The sequence below is a fragment of the Streptococcus sp. SM5 genome (assembly GCF_027497975.1).
The window spans coordinates 151506-172721 of the sequence record NZ_JAJNSC010000005.1 but is presented as its reverse complement, the minus strand read 5'-3'; the positions used below and the strand labels follow the sequence as shown (position 1 = coordinate 172721).

The window sequence follows — 21216 nt, the reverse complement described above, 5'->3', positions numbered from 1 at the left end:
AAAAACTTGCCAATCAGGTAAGTTTTTTTGTTTTTAATTAGCAAGTGCCCAAACGCTGAGGGAACGTTCAGCTACTGGGAAATCTCCGTATCCATCCAAATTAATAGTTACTTGATCAGAATGATTACCGAGTAAATCAACAAAGGTTTGGTCAGCCCATTCTTGGCCTACAAACATGGTTTTAACATTTTCTTGGGCATTAGAGATTAGAATGGCAAGTGGAGACAGATTTTCAGCTCCTGAGCGAACCCAACCAATGCAATTAGGATCGTCGAAGTAGTCAGTTTGCTCTCCATATGACAAATCTTTTCTAATTGTTAGAAGATTATCGAGTACTTCTTTGAAATCTTCTTGGGCATATTGGCCAGAAATACCGTAGTAATCACCGTAAAAGACACATGGTAGGCCGTGCTCTCGCAAAAGAATGAGGGCGTAAGCTGCAGGTTTAAACCATTCTTCAACAGTAGATTCCAAGGCCTGTCCTCGCTGTGTGTCATGATTATCTACAAATGTTACGGCTTTGTCTGGATGGACTTGAACCAGACTATCATTTAAGATATTTCGTAAATCATAGTCAGAACCAGCCTGACTGGCTTCAAAAAGATTCATATGAAGGCGGACGTCGACAAGGTCAAACCGTTCTCCAACCTTCTCTAGGTAATCAAGGTTAGCTTCTTTGTCAGGATTCCAAAATTCCCCAAAGACATAGAAATCTTGTCCGTATTTTTCCTTCATGTCACGGATAAAGTTACCCATAAAGAAAGAGTCAATATGCTTGACAGCGTCTAAGCGAAAACCTGTTACACCAGTTGTTTGGATGAACCAATCAGCCCAATCATAGATATTCTGTATGACTTCTGGATGCTTGAAATCTAGGTCCGCATACATGAGATAGTCATAGTTACCATTCTCGTTATCAACTAATTCCTCGTTAGCCCAGCCTTTATTATCACCTTGTATCAGGTAGATACCAGACTTACGTCTTTTGGCATCGTAGTCAGTCCCTGTAAAGTGATACCAGTGCCAGTGGAAGTCATTATAAGTGTTTTGTCTGCCATCAAAGGTAAAACCTGTCCAGCCATTGATGGTAAACGGTTCTCCAAGTTCAATTGTGCGATCTTCTGGATCGACTTCAATAACCTGGAAGGATTCTAAACGGTCTGCAGCTGCCTTGTGGTTTAAGACGACGTCGGCCATAGGTTGAATCCCATGTGATTTAAGTGTTTGAATGGCTTGAAGATAGTCTTCTTTGAAACCGTACTTGGTACGCACAGTTCCTTTTTGGTCAAATTCACCGAGGTCAAAAAGATCATAGACACCATAACCGACATCTTTTTCGTTGGTAGCTTTAAAGGCAGGTGGCATCCAGACGTGGCTAATTCCTAGATTTGCAAGGTGCTCAGCATCATCGGTAAGTCGCGTCCAGTGTTGTCCATCGTGGGGAAGGTACCACTCAAAATACTGCATTAGGGTTTGATTTTTCATAGATAGTCCTCATACTTAACAATTTGAGAATCATTTTACCACAAAGCAAGCAAATGCGCAAACGTTTGCGCTATAAAAATATTCCTTAGGATGTGAATGTCTATTTTTATGCTAATAGAATGAAATTTCTCAACACAAATGACCATTCTCATTTAGAAATCAATCAAGCAGAAACGAAAAGCTTGGATAGCTCCTATGACATCAATGGAGAAATCACTTTCTATTTTGTGAATTGTCACAAAATTTGGTATAATAGTGTTTATGAAAAAATTGTTGGTCAGCCGAAGTGTTGAAAAAAAAATACAAAAGGGGCAGGTTGTTTTGGAGAAAGAAGATTTTCCAGAACTATCTGAAACGGATATAGAAGTTGAGCTATATAACCAAGGAAAGCAATTTTTAGGAAAGGCTTATCTATCACCCCAAAATAAAGGAATTGGTTGGTTTGTAACCGATCAAAATATTTCCTTTGATCAATCTTTTTTTGAAACACTCTTTAAAAAAGCTAAGGATAAACGTGAGTCTTATTATCAGAATGATTTGACGACTGCCTTTCGTTTATTTAACCAAGAAGGTGATGGATTCGGTGGCTTGACATTGGATCTTTATGGGGATTACCTTGTCTTTTCATGGTATAACTCTTATGTTTATCAACTCCGTCAGCAGATAGTTGCTGCATTTTCTCAAGTTTTCCCAGAAGTTTTGGGTGCTTATGAGAAGATTCGATTTAAGGGATTGGACTATGAGTCGGCTCATATTTATGGGGAAGAAGCACCGGAGAATTTTACAGTTCTAGAAAATGGAGTCCTTTACCAGGTCTTTATGAATGACGGGTTGATGACAGGTATTTTCTTAGACCAACATGATGTTCGTGGTAGTTTAGTGGATGGCTTAGCTATGGGGAAATCACTACTGAATATGTTTTCCTATACAGCAGCTTTTTCAGTTGCAGCAGCCATGGGAGGTGCTAGTGAAACAACCTCTGTTGACCTGGCCAAACGATCTAGAGAGTTATCGGAGGCCCATTTTAATGCAAATAGATTGAGTCTGGATAACCACCGTTTTATCGTTATGGATGTTTTTGAGTATTTCAAATATGCTAAACGTAAAGGTTTAAGCTATGATGTGATTGTACTAGATCCACCAAGCTTTGCTCGCAATAAAAAACAAACCTTCTCAGTAGCAAAGGACTATCACAAGTTGATTTCCCAAAGTCTTGATATTTTAAATCCGGGAGGAATCATCATTGCAAGTACCAATGCTGCCAATGTTTCCCGCCAGAAATTTACAGAACAAATTGATAAAGGATTTGCAGGAAGAACTTATCAGGTACTAGATAAATATGGACTTCCAGCAGACTTTGTTTATAACAAAAAAGATGAAAGTAGTAATTACCTCAAGGTGATTAGTATGAAGGTAACTAAATGAAATTAGTCGTTTCTGTTATGCCAAAGAGTTTAGAGGAAGCGCAAGCAATTGATGCAAATCGTTATGAAGATGCAGACATCATCGAATGGCGTGCTGATTTTCTACCAAAAGATGAAATCTTACAAGTTGCACCAGCTATTTTCGAGAAATTTGCAGGACGAGAAATACTTTTTACCCTGCGTACTCGTAGTGAGGGTGGGGAGATTGACTTATCAGCTCAAGAATATGTTCAAGTTATTAAAGATGTCACCCAGCTCTATCAACCTGAATATGTAGATTTTGAGTATTTTGGGAATAAGGATGTTTTTGATCAGATGTTGGATTTCCCAAATTTAGTCTTGAGTTATCATAATTTCCAAGAAACACCTGAAAATATGATGGAAATCTTGTCTGAACTAACTAGCCTGAATCCAAAAGTAGTGAAAGTATCAGTTATGGCCCATACTGAACAAGATGTATTAGACCTGATGAACTTTACTAGAGGTTTCAAAACTCTTAATCCTGAACAAGAATATGTGACTATATCTATGGGGAAAGTAGGTAAGGTTTCTCGTATTACTTCGGATGTTACGGGTTCTAGCTGGTCTTTTGCAAGTTTAGATGTAGCTAGTGCTCCAGGACAGATTTCTTTGTCTAATATGAAAAAAATTCGGGAGATTTTGAATGAAGATTGATGGCTACACGCGTCTAGCTGCTGTCGTTGCAAATCCTATCAAACATTCTATTTCTCCTTTCATTCATAATAGTGCTTTTCAGGCAACAGAGACCAATGGTGTCTATCTAGCGTGGGAAGTTGAAGCGACTGATTTATATGAAACAGTTGCCAATATTCGCCGCTACCAGATGTTTGGAATCAATCTATCCATGCCCTACAAGGAGCAAGTGATTCCTTATTTGGATCAGTTAAGTGAGGAGGCCCGTCTGATTGGTGCTGTGAATACAGTGGTGAATCAAGCTGGGACTTTAGTTGGATATAATACAGATGGCAAGGGATTCTTTAAGAGCTTGCCTTCTTTTGAAATTTCTAGAAAAAGAATGACCTTGTTGGGAGCTGGTGGAGCTGCTAAATCTATTTTAGCTCAGGCAATTTTAGACGGTGCTAGTCAGATTTCTGTTTTTGTTCGCTCGTCTTCTATGGAAAAAACAAGAATATATCTTGAAAAATTACGGGTGGAAACAGGTTTTAAAGTTGACTTATATGATTTAGAAAATGTTCAAATCTTACAAGAAATAATCGCTAAGTCTGACTTACTGGTTAATGCTACTAGTTTAGGGATGGACGGAAAATCATCACCAGTCCCTATAAAACTGAATTTGCCTCCACAAGTCTTGGTGGCAGATATTATTTATCAGCCTTTTGAAACACCATTTTTACAATGGGCTAGAAGCCAGGGAAATGTGACTATTAACGGACTCGGAATGCTTCTATATCAAGCAGCAGAGGCTTTTAAACTATGGACAGGTAAGGATTTGCCAACAGATGAAATTTGGCAGGCCTTAACAGAAAAATATCAATAAAGAATAGGAGCCACTAGTATGAAAATCAGAATTGACATTCCACACCATCCTTATGATATTCAGATTGAAAAGGGGATTCTATCTCAGGCCGGTAAATGGTTGAAAGACTTATGGGAGCCGCAAAAAGTTGTACTTATAACAGATAACCGTGTGGCTTCTCTCTATGCAGAAAAAGTAAAACTCAGTCTTGAGGATGCTGGTTTTCAAGTAGCAGTTTTTGACTTTTTAGAAGGTGAGGAACGAAAGAACCTAACAACTGTTCAGAAAGTCTATGAATTTTTAGTCAAACAAGGCTTAACTCGTAGTGATGGCATCGTTGCCCTCGGTGGTGGAGTTGTTGGAGACTTAGCAGGCTTTGTAGCCTCTACATATATGCGAGGAATTCATTTTGTACAAATTCCAACTAGTTTAACTGCCCAGGTTGATTCTTCTATTGGTGGTAAGACAGGAGTCAACACTTCCTTTGCAAAAAACATGGTGGGAACTTTTGCCCAACCAGATGGAGTTTTGATTGATCCACTTGTCCTTGAAACTTTGGGAAAAAGAGAATTGATTGAGGGAATGGGTGAAGTCATCAAGTATGGCCTAATCGAAGACGCAGAACTCTGGGACTTATTATCTGAAATGGATGGTTCAGTGGAGAGCATTCTGGAAAATTCCGAAATTTTGATCGAGCACTCTTGTCAGGTCAAGCGCAAGATGGTTGTTGAAGATGAATTGGACAATGGTATTCGCCTTTATCTCAACTTTGGTCACACAATCGGCCATGCTATTGAAGCAACTGCCGGTTATGGACGTGTCATGCATGGAGAAGCTGTAGCCATGGGAATGGTTCAGGTGTCTAAAGTAGCAGAGAAAAAAGGTCTTATACCAGAAGGAATCACCCAGTCCATCCGAGAAATGTGTCAGAAATTTGGCCTTCCTGTTGATTATGAAAACTGGGATGTTGATAAGCTTTATCAGGCTTTGATTCATGATAAAAAAGCGCGTGGTAATACCATGAAATTAGTTTTGGTGCCAGAACTTGGTTCAGCGACCATTCACCCAGTTTCTCTCGAAGAAATGACAGACTACTTGGTAAAATAAGGAGAAGGTATGAGATATTTAACTGCAGGAGAATCACACGGACCGCGTCTGACGGCTATTATCGAAGGAGTTCCCGCTGGCCTTCCTTTGACTGCAGACAACATCAATGAGGATCTTAAGCGACGTCAAGGTGGCTACGGTCGTGGTGGTCGTATGAAGATTGAGACTGACCAGGTTGTCTTTACTTCTGGTGTTCGTCACGGAAAGACGACAGGGGCTCCTATCACCATGGATGTCATTAACAAAGACCACCAAAAATGGCTGGATATCATGTCTGCCGAGGATATTGAGGATAAACTTAAAAGCAAACGAAAAATCACTCATCCTCGCCCAGGTCATGCCGACTTGGTAGGAGGGATTAAATATCGCTTTGATGATTTGCGAAATTCACTGGAACGTTCATCTGCCCGTGAAACGACTATGCGGGTAGCAGTTGGGGCTGTGGCTAAACGCCTATTGGCTGAGCTTGATATCGAAATTGCTAACCATGTTGTGGTTTTTGGTGGAAAAGAAATCGATGTTCCAGAAAACTTGACAGTGGCAGAGATTAAGAAACTAGCTGCCCAGTCAGAAGTTTCTATCGTTAACCAAGAACGTGAGCAAGAAATCAAGGACTATATTGACCAAATCAAACGCGATGGTGATACCATAGGTGGTATTGTCGAAACAGTTGTAGGAGGGGTACCAGTTGGTCTGGGTTCCTATGTCCAATGGGATAGAAAGCTAGATGCTAGATTGGCACAAGCTGTTGTCTCTATCAATGCCTTTAAAGGTGTGGAGTTTGGTATTGGTTTTAAAGCAGGTTATCTCAAGGGTAGCCAAGTCATGGATGAAATCCTATGGTCTAAAGAAGATGGCTATACACGACGGACCAATAATCTCGGTGGTTTTGAAGGTGGTATGACTAATGGACAACCAATTGTTGTTCGTGGCGTCATGAAACCAATTCCCACTCTCTATAAACCATTGATGAGCGTGGATATTGAGACCCATGAACCCTATAAGGCAACTGTGGAGAGAAGTGATCCAACTGCTCTTCCTGCTGCTGGGGTAGTAATGGAAGCAGTAGTTGCAACTGTCTTAGCTCAGGAAATTTTAGAAAAATTCTCATCTGATAATCTAGAAGAATTAAAAGAGGCAGTGGCTAAACACCGTGAATACAGCAAGAACTTTTAAGGAGTTCCTATGTCAAAAACCATCTATATTGCAGGTCTTGGCTTGATAGGAGCCTCGATGGCTTTGGGGATCAAACGAGATCATCCCGAATATGAAATTTTAGGATATAATCGAAGTAAGCCTTCAAGAGAAATTGCTTTGGAGCGCGGAATGATTGACCGTGCGACGGATGACTTTGCCAGTTTCGCTCCCCTAGCTGATATCATCATACTGACCCTGCCCATCAAGCAAACCGTTGCTTTTATTCAGGAGTTGGCAAGCTTGAACTTGAAAGAAGGGGTTCTTATCTCGGATGCAGGTTCGACCAAGTCGGCTATTGTGAACGCAGCGGAGGAGAATTTTGTAGGGAAGTCTGTTCGGTTTGTCGGTGGACATCCTATGGCAGGGAGTCACAAGACAGGTGCTGCCTCTGCTGATGTCAATCTTTTTGAAAATGCCTACTACATCTTTACTCCTTCTAGTCTGACAACTTCGGATACGCTCGAAGAAATGAAAAATCTACTCTCAGGTCTCCATGCTCGTTTCATTGAAATCGATGCGGCTGAGCATGATAAGGTAACCTCTCAAGTCAGCCATTTTCCTCATATTTTGGCTTCTGGTTTAATGGAGCAAACGGCCCTTTATGCCCGAGAACATGAGCTGGCTGGACGCTTTGCTGCGGGTGGTTTTCGAGATATGACTCGGATTGCTGAGAGTGAACCAGGTATATGGACTTCTATCCTATTGTCCAATCGAGAGACCATTATTGAACGCATCGAGGATTTCAAGGGGCGTTTGGATGAGATAGGTCAGGCGATCAAGGATGAAGACGAGGGCCAGATTTGGAATTTCTTCAACCAAGCGCGTGAGCAACGGCAGGCTATGGAAATCCATAAACGTGGTGGTGTAGATAGCTCATTTGACCTTTATGTAGATGTTCCCGATGAGGAAGATGTGATTTTGCGCATCTTGGAATTACTAAGAGGAACTTCCTTGGTTAACATCCACATCAACGAAGAAAACCGTGAAGATGTTCATGGGATTCTACAAATTTCATTTAAAAATGCTCAGGACTTGGAAAGAGCTGAGCAAGTCATTACAGAAAATACTGACTACACAGTAGTCATCAAATAAGGAGAAAATCATGTCAAATATTTATGATAGTGCAAACGAACTAAGTCGTGGACTCCGCGAATTGCCTGAATACAAGGCTGTTAAAGAAGCAAAAGATGCTATCCATGCAGATGCAGAAGCTAATAAAATCTTCGAAGATTACATTGCTTTCCAACAAGAAATCCAATTCATGGCACAAACTGGACAGATGCCAGATGGATCTTTCCAAGAAAAAATGGATTCTATTGGTAAGCAAATTGAAGGGAACGACCTAGTTTCAAGTTTTTTTAACAAACAACAACAATTGTCTGTATATCTATCTGATATTGAGCGAATTGTTTTTGAACCGATTTCAGAATTGCTAAAATAAAAAATTTATTTTGTTTATGATTTATCAGTATTTTCTCAATCGTATTTTTATTATCGATAACTACTGTATAAGCTAGAATTATTAGCCTAGTCTGTTTAATAATGACTGTGGGAATGATTGTCTTTACTAATAATCAAAATTAAAAACAAATTTGAAGGTTTCTAACTATAGAGCTGAGTTAATTGGAACAGAGAAAGATGCAAAGTTTGTCCCTAAAAATCAATTTAACTGATTAGTCTTGTGGGGGATCTCCTATGAAAAAGTTAATTTTACTCTTAATTATCCCTTTATTCTTTTTTATGCCACTAGTGGCGGCTAATATAGCTGTTCCAGATCGGCCTTTAAATGGTATATACGATCCTAATGGTTATTTAACCACTAGTGTTGCAGAAACGTTAGAGAGTATGAATGCTGGAAGTGAAACCCAAGTAGGTATTTACATTGTAGATACCCTGGACGGTTCCAGTATCGAAGAGGTAGCTAATGAAGTTGCACGCAAATGGAAAATTGGGAAACAAGATTCCAACAGTGGAATTTTAATCGCTATTGCTATAAAGGATAGGAAGTTTCGTATTGAAACATCCAACGAAGCAGCAATTTGGCTTACTGACTCGAAGGCTAGTTCTTTACTAAATGATTCGAAGCCTTACATGAAAGAAGGGAAATATACTGATGCTCTTAATAGAATTCTAGTAGGTATTTCTAAAGCCGAATCTGGAAAAGCTGAAATCATAAACAAGAAAGAGAATAAGAATAGTTGGCTTCCAAAAATCGATGAAAAATTATTAAAAAATAATGAAGGGCTTAGTAAATATTTCGATTACATTCCGTTTCCGATATTGTTCTATCTAATGTTCTTTCTTTTACTAAGTATAGTAACGTGGTTCAGGTACTTAAAAAGATGTCGCTTTTCCAAGTATGAGTATGAGGGAAAGGGGAAGCTGTATCCAGATTTTCCTGACTTTGTACCTAACGATACGTGGACTGAAGAACGTAAATCTTACTATAAAAAAAATAAGCGTTTAATTAGGTCTCAATATAACTACGCAGGATATAACAAACTCTATCCCGACTCAAAAGATTTTCTGCCTAATGATACTTGGACTACATTACTGATAGAAGCTTACTATGCAGAAGTAAAAAGAAAGCAACTAGATAGGCTGAACCGCTCTCAATACTCTTATAATGGGAAGGGAAAACTCTATCCAAACGATAAAGATTTTGTGAAGAATGCTTCTTGGACTTCCGAGCTCAAAAAAAGCTACTATGCTTCACAAAGGGTACAGTCAAGTTCTTATGGTAGATTAGATTCTTCTACATCTAGATATGATACTGGTAGTTCTAGTTCATCTTGGTCTTCCGATGATTGGGATGGCGGAGGATTTGATGGTGGTGGCTCTTCAGATAGCTGGTAAATTGAAAGTGAAAAAGAATTGCTATTAAAAAGCTTCAGGTTGAAATAAATCAAAAAGGTAAAAGTGTATTGAAAAAATATTATTAACTATCATAAAGTCAGGAATTTTTAAGAAATTTCTGACTTTTTATGATAAAATAAGAAAAAGTATTGTCAGTATGAGGGCCGGTATGAAATTAAAAACAAACATTAAGCACTTAAATGGTAGTATTCGCGTACCAGGGGATAAGTCCATCAGTCATCGCTCAATCATTTTTGGAAGCTTGGCTGAGGGTGAGACTAAAGTTTATGATATCTTGCGTGGTGAAGATGTCTTGTCAACCATGCAGGTATTTCGTGACCTCGGCGTTGATATTGAGGACAAAGACGGTGTCGTTACCATTCAAGGTGTTGGGATGGATGGATTGAAAGCCCCTCAGAATGCTCTGGATATGGGGAATTCTGGGACATCTATTCGTTTAATTTCAGGCATACTTGCTGGTACAGACTTTGAAGTAGAGATGTTTGGGGATGACAGTCTTTCCAAACGCCCTATGGACCGAGTGACTTTTCCTTTGAAAAAAATGGGTGTTACTATTTCAGGTCAAACAGAGCGAGACTTGTCACCGTTGCACTTAAAAGGAACGAAAAACCTAAGACCTATTCATTATGAATTGCCAATTGCATCTGCACAAGTTAAGTCTGCCTTGATTTTTGCAGCTTTGCAGGCTCAAGGTCAGTCAGTCATTATCGAGAAGGAGTGCACTCGTAACCACACAGAAGATATGCTGCGTCAATTTGGTGGGGACTTGACTGTAGATGGCAAGGAAATAACAATTAATGGCCCACAAATATTAACAGGTCAAACTGTAGTGGTGCCAGGAGATATTTCTAGTGCAGCCTTTTGGTTGGTAGCAGGTTTGATTGTACCAAATTCTCGAGTGGAACTTAAGAACGTTGGTATCAATGAAACACGAACAGGGATTCTTGACGTTATTCGGGCTATGGGTGGAAAATTAGAGATTACTGATACTGATCCAATTGCCAAATCTGCTACCTTGACTGTTGAAACTTCAGATTTGAATGGAACAGTGATTGGCGGAGCCTTGATTCCACGCCTGATAGATGAATTACCAATTATTGCCCTTCTTGCAACTCAAGCAGAGGGAGTGACGGTTATCAAAGATGCTGAAGAACTTAAAGTCAAAGAGACAGACCGTATTCAGGTTGTTGCAGATGCCTTAAATAGCATGGGGGCTGACATCACACCTACAGAGGATGGAATGATTATCAAGGGGCAGTCTGCTCTTCATGGAGCTAGGATCAATACTTTTGGGGATCATCGTATTGGGATGATGACGGCTATTGCAGCCCTCTTAGTAACAGATGGAGAAGTAGAACTTGACCGTGCAGAAGCCATCAATACTAGTTACCCAAGGTTTTTCAATGATTTGGAGACTCTGATTCATGGCTAAGGTTTTACTAGGTTTTATGGGTGCAGGAAAAACTACCATCGCTAGAGGATTAGATCCTGATTTTGTGGATATGGATGCTGTGATTGAGCAACGTATTGAAATGCCTATAGCTGATTTTTTTGAAGCAAAGGGGGAAGCAGCCTTTCGTCAGGTGGAATCAGAAGTTTTAGCTGATTTGCTAAAAACAGACCTAGTCATTTCAACTGGTGGTGGAGTAGTTGTTTCTTCTAGAAATCGTGATTTGCTGAAGGAAAATCCAGACAACATCTACCTAAAAGCAGATTTTGAAACTCTTTACCAACGTATCGCGGCGGATAAGGAAAACCAACGCCCACTATTTTTAAAGAATAGCAAGGAAGATTTGGCTGCGATTTTTAAAGAAAGACAAGCTTGGTATGAGGAAGTAGCTAGTCGAGTTGTAGATGTGGCAAGATTAAGCCCAGAGGAAATTATAGAGGAACTGAAATGAAAATTGCCTATCTAGGTCCCAAGGGATCTTTTTCGCACCATGTTGTGCAAACGGCTTTTCCTCATGAGGAACTAGAGCCTTTTTCAAATATCACAGATGTTATCAAGGCTTATGAACAGGGATTGGTTGATTTTTCTGTTGTCCCAGTAGAAAATTCCATTGAAGGAAGTGTTCATGAGACCTTAGATTATCTCTATCATCAAGCGAAGATTCAGACTGTTGCAGAGATAGTACAACCGATTCAACAACAGTTAATGGCTGTTGCTGGGCAGTCTAACATTGAAAAAATCTTTTCTCATCCCCAGGCACTTGCACAAGGTAAAAAATATATTGACCAGCATTTTCCAAATGCTGAACTAGAAGTAACAGCTAGTACAGCTTATGCAGCTAGATTTGTCGCAGAACATCCAGATCAACCTTTTGCTGCTATTGCCCCGAGAAATTCTGCTGATGAATATGGTTTAGAATTGATTGCTGAAGATATCCAAGAGATGGAAGCTAATTTCACTCGTTTTTGGGTCTTAGGTGCAAAATTACCGGAGCTAGCTTTGCAGTTCTCAACTGAAAAGATGAGTCTGGCAGTTACCTTGCCAGATAATTTACCTGGCGCTCTTTACAAGGCACTCTCTACCTTTGCTTGGCGAGGAATTGACTTGACAAAGATTGAGAGTCGCCCCCTTAAAACGGCTCTTGGTGAATACTTCTTTATTATTGATGTTGATTATAGAGATAAAGATTTAGTTCATTTTGCAAGAGAAGAATTAGAAGCTATTGGAATCCAATATAAAATTTTGGGAGCTTACCCTATTTATACTATACACGATAAAGGGAAGGAGAATCTATGACTAGAGAAAATCCTCTATCTCATCACGAAAAACTACGCTATGATTATCTCTTAAAAAATATTCATTATTTGAATGAGAAAGAAAAGAGAGAATTTGCCTTTTTACAAGCCAAGTTAGAAGGTCAAAAAGATTCATCAGAAGTTTTCAATCCAGAAGCCAAAGAACAACTTCTTTCAGATTCTGGTATCGACCTACCAACCTATGCTAATCGTAGTCGTTCTAGTCGCCGTAGTAGTGGAGATCAACTGGAAACGAAGATTCCAAAAGCTAAGAAGCAAAAGAAAAAAAGAGGTTTTCGTTTTAAACGCTTATTTGCTTGGTTAGGGATGATATTGCTTTGTGTAGCAGTAGGAATGATCGTCATGTTCTTAAAAGGCTTCCAATCGGCGAACCCTAATAGTTCAAATGGGCCCAAAGATGCCAAAGCTGCTCAGGTTGAAGTCTTCAATGGGCAGGACACTCGTGATGGAGTCAATATCCTTATTCTAGGTACTGATGGACGCATCGGACAGGATAGTTCAGAAACACGGACAGACTCAATTATGGTTTTGAATGTCAGTGGTAAGGACAAAAAAATTAAGCTTGTTAGTTTTATGCGAGATAACTTAGTCTATATCGATGGTTATAGCCAAGTTATTGGTGGTCAGAGACAAGCCGATCATAAATTGAATCTGGCATATGAATTGGGAGAGCAGGAAGGGAAACAAGGAGCTGAGAGAGTACGTAAAGTCCTCAAGGATAATTTTGACTTGGATATCAAATATTACGCTCTTGTAGATTTCCAAGCCTTCGCCACAGCAATTGATACTCTTTTCCCAGATGGAGTTACCATCGATGCGCAATTCTCAACCTTAAATGGTGTCCCAGCCACAGAAGCTACTGTAGGTGATGATCTACATGCGACTGCAACTGAATCTCCAACCCAAACTATTCGAGCTGGTAAGCAACAAATGAATGGTTCTACATTACTTAACTATGCTCGTTTCCGTGATGATGATGAAGGTGATTACGGTAGAACACGGAGACAGCAACAGGTTATGTCAGCAATCTTGCAACAAATTAAGGACCCGACAAAACTATTCACTGGTTCAGAAGCTCTTGGGAAAGTATTTTCTATGACGTCAACAAACCTTCCGTATACTTTCTTACTAACGAATGGCTTGTCTGTTTTAGATGGAGCTCAAAATGGTATTGAGAGAGTAACAGTACCAGAACTTGGAGATTGGGTAGACGACTTTGACGTATACGGTGGTCAAGCCCTTCGTGTAGATCAAAACGCTTATAAGAATAAACTTGCCCAAATGGGATTGAGATAAAATGTTAAAGAAATCAAAGCTAATGCATCGATTAAGATTGGTGATTGGGCTTTGATTTTTCTTATGGATGGATAGAATAATAGGCTCTTTTTATGGTATAATAGAATGATACCATTCTATAGAAGAGGACGAGAAAGAGATGAGTGATTTAAAGGCTATTCAGGCTCGTAGTTTAGAAATGGCTGAATATTTTGTCGCCTTTTGTAAGGAGCATAACTTGCTCTGTTATTTATGTGGCGGAGGTGCTATCGGTGCTTTGCGTCATAAGGGATTCATTCCTTGGGATGATGATTTAGACTTTTTTATGCCCCGCAAAGATTATGAAAAGTTGGTAGAGTTATGGCCTCGATATGCGGATGAACGTTACTTTCTATCAAAGAGTTCTAAAGACTATGTTGACCGCAACCTTTTCATTACCATTCGAGATAAGGAAACGACTTGCATCAAACCTTATCAGCAAGATTTGGATTTGCCTCATGGTTTAGCTTTAGATGTTCTTCCCTTGGATTATTATCCTAAAAATCCAGCAGAGCGTAAAAATCAAGTGCGCTGGGCTTTAATTTATTCGCTATTTTGTGCACAAACCATTCCAGAAAAGCATGGAGCTCTCATGAAGTGGGGTAGTACCATTTTACTAGGGTTGACTCCTAAATCACTTCGCTATCGTATCTGGAAAAAGGCTGAGAAAGAAATGACCAAGTATGGACCAGCTGAAAGTGATGGCATTACAGAATTATGTTCAGGCCCTGGCTATATGAAAAACAAATATCCAATTCAGGCCTTTAAAGACAACATATTCCTACCATTCGAAGGAACAGAAATGCCTATTCCTGTTGGTTATGATGCTTATCTTAGCATTGCTTTTGGTGACTACATGACACCGCCACCAGCTGACAAGCAAGTACCTCATCATGATGCTGTAATCGCTGATATGGATAAGAGTTATAGAGAATATATGGGAGAATATAATGCAAGAAAAAATTAGTATCATTGTTCCAGTTTATAATGTAGAAGCTTATTTGGAACGCTGTGTAGAGTCAATTCTAACACAGACTTATACCAATTTTGAATTGCTCCTTATAAATGATGGTTCGACAGATACTAGTGGATACTTGTGTGATCAGCTTGCTTCTAAAAATGAGAATATTAGAGTATTCCATATTGAAAATAGGGGTGTTTCAAACGCTAGGAATTTAGGAATTGAGCAATCTTCAGGAGAATGGCTGACTTTTATAGATAGTGATGATTTCATTGCCAATGATTACTTGGAAACTTTAATAAGCGCAGTAAGATCAGATATTTCTGTTGGTTTCTCAGTTGCTCGTGTGCATCATGTAAAAAATGGTCAGATAACAGATTTGCCTGAATTTTCAGGTCAAGAGTCAATATGGTCTGCTGAGCAAACCATGAAAGAATTATTGATGACTACTCGAACTTCTTTTTTCCCTGTTGCAAAATTATTTAATAAGCAATTGATCGAAAATTTTAGATTCAGTACAGATTATCATTTAGCAGAAGATGCTCTATTCTTAACAGAAGTTTTACTTGAAACAAAATGTAATAGTGTTTTTATAGATAAACCAATATACTATTATGACCATAGAGAGGGAAGCGCAACTACATCTGTGAATAGTCATGTTTTTGATACTATAGAAGTATATAAAATTATTATTCCTAAAGTTTATCAATGTTTCCCTCAATTGAAACCCGAATTAGTAAATAGAGAATCTTGGTCTTATATTACAGTCTACGATAAAATAATCTTCACAGATTCGACAGAATATAAAAAAGAGAAAACTCAATTGAGAAAGTGGATACTTAGTCATATCTCAGAAATATTGAGAGATCCTTATTTTACTAGTTTTCGGAAAATAGCCATTTTGTCACTAAGAATTTCTCCATGGATTTATAGACAAATTGTAGGCTTGAATAAATAATGTCATTAAAGGAGTTGAAAATGAATTTTTCAAAAATGAATGAATGCTTTGAAAAATCAAAACTATGGATATCGTATCTTTTTGTTTTCATTTCGATTTTAAGTATGAGTTCGTTAATTTATAAAGTAACCAACCCTGTCTATAAGGGACTTTCAGCAATCGTTGTTCTGTCAATTTGTTTAACTTTATTTTTTAATTGGAAACGAATAGAGATAGATAAAAAGTTTCTTACCCTATTTGGTCTTTTAGTAGGTAGCCACTTTTTATCAGCGCTCATTAATCGTTCTGGACACCTGCTTGGAAATATGGTTGAAATTTTCTTTATGCTGGCTTATGTTTTATTATTTACCATGGTAAAACCTGATCAGCTAAGGAAGTTACTAGGTATGATTGCAGGAACCATACAGATTGTCTCTTTTACTTCGGCTATATTTGCTTTTATTTTATTACTTTCAAGAGTCTTAATTTTATTTCAAATTGGAGATAATTCTTATTATTACGGAGTAATGAATGGTCGATTATGGGGATTTGTCAACCCAAATGCTAGTGCAATTTTCTCATACATTAGTATCGTTTTTGCTATGTATTTAATTCATAAGGGAAGCAAATACTCTGTTTATCTTAAAATTAATAATGTCATTCAGTTAGTTTATTTTGCAACTATGCAGAGTAGAGGAGCTCTCTTATCTGTTATACTGATGCTTGGTATGTATTGTCTTTTTGTAACCAGAGGAAATCTTGTTAAAAAGTGGGTCACTTTTCTAGTGGCTGCCTTACTATTCACGGGTGCAAACATTGGAATAAGTTATGTCACTTCTGTTTATATTTCGGCTGCCAAAGCTACTGTGATAGATTTAGAAAAAGGTGAATCTTATTCTGAAACTGATTCGGATGTTGCTAAGAAAAATGGAGAACTTCACTTGATTGAAACGACTCCAAGTGGGCGAACTTACATTTGGAAAAACGCAATCAAAATGGGAAGTGCTAAACCTCTATTTGGTTATGGTGTTCGAAACGTTTCAGATTATTATACAAAGTATTTTAGTAAATTTGAAATTGAAAACTCGCTTATTGGCGGTAATTTCCACAATATCTTTGTTACTATTTTTGTGAGTTCTGGATTCTTGGGTCTAATTTCTTTCGTACTTATCGTTGCTTATGTTGGTTTCCGATTTGTTTCTTATTTGGTTAAATCAAAGAAAAATAGTGAAAAACTGATTATGATTCTATTCTTTGGAATTTTATTTGGTCAGCTGTTTGAAAGTCAAATTATGTATTCGACTAACTTCATCAACATCATTTTCTGGTTAGTTGTGGGATATGGTCTAATGATCTGTGAGAAAGAAAAAAATGTCCGTTACGAGGAAGTAACAGATGTTTCTGAAATTCAACAAATGGAGTTAGGAATCATGGAGTATATCCATGAAGTGTGTCATAAAATTGGTGTCCAATACTTTTTGTCCTATGGTAGTTTAATTGGGGCTGTTCGTCATAAAGGTTTTATTCCTTGGGACGATGATATGGATATTTGTATGCTTCGTGATGATTATGAAAAGCTGCAAGCTTATATGATTGCACATCCAGACGAGCGCTACGAATTAATGTCTTATAAAAATAATGTCAACTATGTCTATCCATTCATGAAAGTTCAAGATAATCATACCTATTTAGTAGAAGAAGATGTTCGAATTGATTCAGACATGGGAATTTATGTTGATATTTTCCCTGTTGACGGGTATGAAGATGATCAGGCATTTAAAGATAAGATGACTAAGATCATTAAAAAGCGTCAATTAAGTTGCTACACTTTCAAAGGAATTACGAATACTAAAAGTGTAGTAAATTCAATTATCCGCTATATTTCTGTAATTATCTTTTATTTCACTAACACAAATAAGTATGTTTCTCAGATTGATGAATTAGCTAAATCTAGAAAAGTAGAAGATTATGAATTGGTGGACTATGTTGTCTATAAAGATATGAATAAACCCGTTTGGAAACGTGAATGGTTAGAACAAGTTGAAAGTGGTAGCTTTGAAGGTAAGGAATTTATGATTCCAAAACATTATCATGAAATTCTAACTTCAGATTATGGAGATTACATGCAGTTACCTCCAGTTGAGCAGAGAGTATCTCACCATGATTTCAAATTGTGGAAGATTATAGGGAAGTAATAGATTTTTGTTAAAATAAAAAAGAAGTAAAGATTAGGAGTGACAAATAATGTCAGAAAGAATCTTAAGCCTCGAAGAAATCAAGCAAATTGAGCTTGGAATTCTAGAATACTTACACCAAGTTTGTGAAAAATATGATATCAAATATTTTATCGATTTTGGAACTTTATTAGGAGCAGTTCGTCACAAAGGTTTTATTCCTTGGGATGATGATACAGACATTTCGTTAGCTAGAGATGAATTTGAAAAGTTATATGCTGTTCTAAAAAACGATGATCACCCATACTATAAGCTGATTTCTTTCAGAGAAACTAAAGGTTATCCATATAGTTATATGCGTGTTTACGATATTCGAACACGGAGAGATTCGAATCTTTTAGATTCAAGTGTTGTTCTTGGGACTTGTGTAGATGTCTTCCCGTACGATGGTCTTGTTACAGATGAACAAGATCGTAAGAAAATGAAACTCTATAAACAACTAATTCGTCTATCGTCTTTAAACTTTAAGGGAATCAAATACAAAAACGGAGGGATTAAAAATCTTCCTCGATATATTGCGTCAGCAATATTCAGATTTACATCTCCTCAATTCTGGAATCAAAAGCTAGAACAACTTGCCTTAAAATACAGTGTTGAAAACTCTACAGACTTAGTTTGTTCAACTTATGATTCATACTATCCAGCCGGTATAAAAAAAGAATGGTTGTATGATACAATTGATATGCCCTATGAAAATCTAATCTTAAAAGTACCTAGAAGTTATCATGAGGTTCTTGTCTATGAGTTTGGGGAAGATTACATGACTCCACCCCCTGCTGACCAACAGACACCAGGGAATGAAAACAATTATTGGATTGACAAATAAAGTATTTTAATAATTATTAAGAAAGATGTGTGTGCTATGAAAAAGATCAAAAAGACACTTTTATGTAGTTCTCTACTGTTAACCGTATTAGCAAGTCAGTCTATATCGGTTAATGCTGATACTATTTCAACTGGTTCAGGGGACCGGATTCACTTTATCAATACAAAGGCTAAATCAGGAAGTGATGCTATATTACTAGAAAGTAATGGCCATTACGCTCTAATTGATATGGGAGAAGATTATGATTTCCCTGACGGAACTGATACACGATATCCAAATCGCTGGGGAATTTCCATGAGAAATTATCAAGTATTAGAAGATCGTTTAATTCGTCACTTGAACCAAGTTGGAGTTAAAAAATTAGATTTCATCCTAGGAACTCATGTCCATAGCGACCATATTGGGGCGGCTGATGAAGTTCTTAGTCGCTATCAGGTGGATAGATTCTATCTGAAAAAATATGCTGATGAACGAATTACAAGTAGTTGGGGATTGTGGGATAATTTATTTAATTACGATAATGCCCTCCGTGCAGCACAAAATAAAGGTGTAACTCTTATTCAAGATATTAGGGATGAGGATAGCCATTTCAAGTTAGGAAACATGGATATCCAACTCTATAATTATAAAAATGAGTATGGACCAGACGGGAAACTTAAAAAAGTTCTTGACGATAACTCCAATTCAATCGTTGCAGTTGTCACAGTCGCAGGGAAGAAAATTTACCTAGGAGGAGACCTAGATAATGCTGAAGGTGCAGAGGATAAGTTAGGTCCAGTTATTGGAAAAGTGGACATGATGAAATGGAATCACCACTATGATGCCAAAATATCAAATACTAAAGCTTTTATCGACAATCTTTCTCCAAGCATGATTATCCAAACTACTGGAGGAGATATCAACCTTGCTTCGACAAAAAATTATCTTCAAGAGAAAAATATCCAGGTTATCCGGGCTTCCAGCAAAACTCAAGATGCAACAGTATTTGATATTAGTAATCAAGGATTTACTAATGTCTCAAATTCTTTCCCTGATATTCCTAAAGTTGATGCGAATTGGTATCAGGAAGGTGGATATTGGAAATATCGTCTTTCAGATGGACAAATGGCGATTGGTTGGCAAGAAATTGATGGAGCAACTTATTTCTTTAACGGAAAAGGACAAAAACAAACTAGCCGTTGGCTGCATTTAAAAGATAGTAGTGTAAATCTCGAAGGAAATTGGTACTATCTGAACGATGATGGTAAAATGCAGACAGGTGGATGGTTTAAACATGATGATGCATGGTATTATATCCAATCAGATGGTGCAAGACGTTATGATCAGCTAGCTGAAATAGGTGGTAAAAAGTACCTATTCGATAAAGATGGTAAAATGCTTACTGGCTCACAAGTCGTTAATGGTAAGAAAATGTTCTTTGCAAGTAGTGGAGCTTTAGAGACAGATGAGACAGGATCTGGTTGGAAAAAAAATGAATCAAACTGGTACTACTTTGATGAAGAAGGAAAACAAATAGTTGGTAAAAAAGAAATTAATGGAGTAACCTACTACTTTGATAATAAGGGAGTTATGCAAACAGGTTGGGCCTTGATTGAAGGACATTGGAACTATTTTGCAAATTCTGGTGCAATGAAAACAGGCTGGATCAAGGATAAAGATACTTGGTATTACTTGGATAAAGAAGGAATCATGCTAACTGGCCTTCAAGAGATCGAAGGTACTCGTTATTATCTAAATGCAAGTGGAGCCATGCAAACAGGTTGGAAATGGTTTGATAATCATTATAGCTACTTCACAAGCAGTGGAGCGATGAAGACAGGTTGGCTCAAAGAAAATGGACTTTGGTACTATCTAGATAAAGAAGGTATCATGCAAACAGGCCTCCAAGAAATCGAAGGTAGTCGCTATTATCTAAATGCAAGTGGAGCCATGCAAACGGGCTGGAAATGGTTCGATGACTCATACAGATACTTTACAAATAGTGGAGCGATGAAGACAGGTTGGTTCAAAGATAATGGCCTTTGGTACTATTTAGATAAAGAAGGTATCATGCTAACTGGTCTACAAGAAATCGAAGGTACTCGCTACTATCTAAATGCAAGTGGAGCCATGCAAACGGGCTGGAAATGGTTCGATGACTCATACAGATACTTTACAAATAGTGGAGCAATGAAGACAGGTTGGCTCAAAGAAAATGGCCTTTGGTACTACCTTGATACTGAAACTGGTCAGATGGCTACAGGAATCCATAAAGTAAATGATGAAACTTACTATTTTGATGCTAATGGGGTGATGCAGACTGGCTGGAAACAACTTGATGGTAAATGGTATTACTTCCAAGCAGATGGTTCACTTCTAAGAAATGGCACAACACCTGATGGCTACAAGGTTAATGCAGAAGGAGTTTGGACAACAAGTAAATCTGATGAAACGACTAAAGAGACGAAGAATGAACACAAACAGGACAAAGTCACTGAAACAACTCAGGCTGTTACGAAAGAGATCAATATCGAGAAAAACTCTTCTGTCGTAAATGAAAAAGACCAGGCTTCAGAACCAGTATCAGAAACAACTGAAGAAAAAAATTAGA

Annotated in this window: 18 protein-coding genes; 17 read left to right on the top strand and 1 reads right to left on the bottom strand. The window is 38.0% G+C overall.

The window, feature by feature from the left end; all coding sequences use genetic code 11:
• Positions 1-33 precede the first annotated feature (33 nt).
• The gene (locus PAN07_RS05705; protein WP_269797458.1) at positions 34-1485 is read right to left on the bottom strand and encodes an alpha-amylase; all 1452 of its coding nucleotides are present in this window, start codon (positions 1483-1485) and stop codon (positions 34-36) included.
• Positions 1486-1746: 261 nt separating this feature from the next.
• Between PAN07_RS05705 and PAN07_RS05700 the strand changes: the two genes are divergently transcribed.
• From PAN07_RS05700 to PAN07_RS05620, 17 genes are all read left to right on the top strand, one after another.
• Positions 1747-2910: a class I SAM-dependent rRNA methyltransferase gene (locus PAN07_RS05700; protein ID WP_269797457.1), complete on the top strand. Its 1164-nt coding sequence runs from the start codon at positions 1747-1749 to the stop codon at positions 2908-2910.
• Positions 2907-3584: a type I 3-dehydroquinate dehydratase gene (gene aroD / locus PAN07_RS05695; protein WP_269797456.1), complete on the top strand. Its 678-nt coding sequence runs from the start codon at positions 2907-2909 to the stop codon at positions 3582-3584. Before PAN07_RS05700 ends, aroD begins: the two co-directional genes overlap by 4 nt.
• Complete coding sequence (locus tag PAN07_RS05690) at positions 3574-4428, top strand: shikimate dehydrogenase (protein ID WP_269797455.1); 855 nt, start codon at positions 3574-3576, stop codon at positions 4426-4428. The genes aroD and PAN07_RS05690 overlap by 11 nt, the downstream gene beginning before the upstream one ends.
• Positions 4429-4446: 18 nt before the next feature.
• Positions 4447-5514: a 3-dehydroquinate synthase gene (aroB, locus tag PAN07_RS05685; protein ID WP_269797454.1), complete on the top strand. Its 1068-nt coding sequence runs from the start codon at positions 4447-4449 to the stop codon at positions 5512-5514.
• 9 nt (positions 5515-5523) lie between these two features.
• A complete protein-coding gene (gene aroC / locus PAN07_RS05680; protein WP_269797453.1) occupies positions 5524-6690 on the top strand; it encodes a chorismate synthase in 1167 nt (388 codons plus the stop codon).
• A gap of 9 nt (positions 6691-6699) precedes the next feature.
• A complete protein-coding gene (locus PAN07_RS05675) occupies positions 6700-7803 on the top strand; it encodes a prephenate dehydrogenase (RefSeq protein ID WP_269797452.1) in 1104 nt (367 codons plus the stop codon).
• 10 nt (positions 7804-7813) lie between these two features.
• Positions 7814-8152, top strand: coding sequence for a YlbF/YmcA family competence regulator (locus PAN07_RS05670; RefSeq protein ID WP_269797451.1), 339 nt, complete (start codon positions 7814-7816; stop codon positions 8150-8152).
• 254 nt (positions 8153-8406) lie between these two features.
• Positions 8407-9567: a TPM domain-containing protein gene (locus tag PAN07_RS05665; RefSeq protein WP_269797450.1), complete on the top strand. Its 1161-nt coding sequence runs from the start codon at positions 8407-8409 to the stop codon at positions 9565-9567.
• A 169-nt stretch (positions 9568-9736) separates the two neighbouring features.
• On the top strand, positions 9737-11020 hold the full coding sequence (gene aroA, locus PAN07_RS05660; RefSeq protein ID WP_269797449.1) for a 3-phosphoshikimate 1-carboxyvinyltransferase: 1284 nt from the start codon (positions 9737-9739) through the stop codon (positions 11018-11020).
• Positions 11013-11489 carry a shikimate kinase gene (locus PAN07_RS05655; protein WP_269797448.1) on the top strand — a complete coding sequence of 159 codons (477 nt, stop codon included), beginning with the start codon at positions 11013-11015 and terminating at the stop codon, positions 11487-11489. The genes aroA and PAN07_RS05655 overlap by 8 nt, the downstream gene beginning before the upstream one ends.
• Entirely contained in the window at positions 11486-12334 is an 849-nt protein-coding gene (gene pheA / locus PAN07_RS05650) for a prephenate dehydratase (RefSeq protein WP_269797447.1), read from the top strand. The genes PAN07_RS05655 and pheA overlap by 4 nt, the downstream gene beginning before the upstream one ends.
• Positions 12331-13650, top strand: a complete 1320-nt coding sequence (locus PAN07_RS05645; protein WP_269797446.1) for an LCP family protein — start codon at positions 12331-12333, stop codon at positions 13648-13650. Before pheA ends, PAN07_RS05645 begins: the two co-directional genes overlap by 4 nt.
• A gap of 139 nt (positions 13651-13789) precedes the next feature.
• Positions 13790-14635 carry a phosphorylcholine transferase LicD gene (locus PAN07_RS05640; protein WP_269797445.1) on the top strand — a complete coding sequence of 282 codons (846 nt, stop codon included), beginning with the start codon at positions 13790-13792 and terminating at the stop codon, positions 14633-14635.
• Positions 14616-15587, top strand: coding sequence for a glycosyltransferase family 2 protein (locus PAN07_RS05635; RefSeq protein ID WP_269797480.1), 972 nt, complete (start codon positions 14616-14618; stop codon positions 15585-15587). Before PAN07_RS05640 ends, PAN07_RS05635 begins: the two co-directional genes overlap by 20 nt.
• A gap of 20 nt (positions 15588-15607) precedes the next feature.
• Entirely contained in the window at positions 15608-17761 is a 2154-nt protein-coding gene (locus PAN07_RS05630; RefSeq protein ID WP_269797444.1) for a LicD family protein, read from the top strand.
• Positions 17762-17810: 49 nt separating this feature from the next.
• A complete protein-coding gene (locus tag PAN07_RS05625; protein WP_269797443.1) occupies positions 17811-18626 on the top strand; it encodes a LicD family protein in 816 nt (271 codons plus the stop codon).
• A gap of 36 nt (positions 18627-18662) precedes the next feature.
• Positions 18663-21215 carry an MBL fold metallo-hydrolase gene (locus tag PAN07_RS05620; RefSeq protein ID WP_269797442.1) on the top strand — a complete coding sequence of 851 codons (2553 nt, stop codon included), beginning with the start codon at positions 18663-18665 and terminating at the stop codon, positions 21213-21215.
• Position 21216 lies beyond the last annotated feature (1 nt).

What these genes read in the sequence shown, in the direction of transcription:
- aroD (WP_269797456.1), top strand. Translation starts at nt 2,907, where the DNA reads ATGAAATTAGTCGTTTCTGTTATGCCAAAGAGTTTAGAGGAAGCGCAA.
- PAN07_RS05670 (WP_269797451.1), top strand. Translation starts at nt 7,814, where the DNA reads ATGTCAAATATTTATGATAGTGCAAACGAACTAAGTCGTGGACTCCGC.
- PAN07_RS05675 (WP_269797452.1), top strand. Translation starts at nt 6,700, where the DNA reads ATGTCAAAAACCATCTATATTGCAGGTCTTGGCTTGATAGGAGCCTCG.
- aroA (WP_269797449.1), top strand. Translation starts at nt 9,737, where the DNA reads ATGAAATTAAAAACAAACATTAAGCACTTAAATGGTAGTATTCGCGTA.
- PAN07_RS05645 (WP_269797446.1), top strand. Translation starts at nt 12,331, where the DNA reads ATGACTAGAGAAAATCCTCTATCTCATCACGAAAAACTACGCTATGAT.
- PAN07_RS05665 (WP_269797450.1), top strand. Translation starts at nt 8,407, where the DNA reads ATGAAAAAGTTAATTTTACTCTTAATTATCCCTTTATTCTTTTTTATG.
- aroC (WP_269797453.1), top strand. Translation starts at nt 5,524, where the DNA reads ATGAGATATTTAACTGCAGGAGAATCACACGGACCGCGTCTGACGGCT.
- PAN07_RS05705 (WP_269797458.1), bottom strand. Translation starts at nt 1,485, where the DNA reads ATGAAAAATCAAACCCTAATGCAGTATTTTGAGTGGTACCTTCCCCAC.
- PAN07_RS05700 (WP_269797457.1), top strand. Translation starts at nt 1,747, where the DNA reads ATGAAAAAATTGTTGGTCAGCCGAAGTGTTGAAAAAAAAATACAAAAG.
- PAN07_RS05630 (WP_269797444.1), top strand. Translation starts at nt 15,608, where the DNA reads ATGAATTTTTCAAAAATGAATGAATGCTTTGAAAAATCAAAACTATGG.
- PAN07_RS05655 (WP_269797448.1), top strand. Translation starts at nt 11,013, where the DNA reads ATGGCTAAGGTTTTACTAGGTTTTATGGGTGCAGGAAAAACTACCATC.
- PAN07_RS05620 (WP_269797442.1), top strand. Translation starts at nt 18,663, where the DNA reads ATGAAAAAGATCAAAAAGACACTTTTATGTAGTTCTCTACTGTTAACC.
- aroB (WP_269797454.1), top strand. Translation starts at nt 4,447, where the DNA reads ATGAAAATCAGAATTGACATTCCACACCATCCTTATGATATTCAGATT.
- PAN07_RS05640 (WP_269797445.1), top strand. Translation starts at nt 13,790, where the DNA reads ATGAGTGATTTAAAGGCTATTCAGGCTCGTAGTTTAGAAATGGCTGAA.
- PAN07_RS05690 (WP_269797455.1), top strand. Translation starts at nt 3,574, where the DNA reads ATGAAGATTGATGGCTACACGCGTCTAGCTGCTGTCGTTGCAAATCCT.
- pheA (WP_269797447.1), top strand. Translation starts at nt 11,486, where the DNA reads ATGAAAATTGCCTATCTAGGTCCCAAGGGATCTTTTTCGCACCATGTT.
- PAN07_RS05625 (WP_269797443.1), top strand. Translation starts at nt 17,811, where the DNA reads ATGTCAGAAAGAATCTTAAGCCTCGAAGAAATCAAGCAAATTGAGCTT.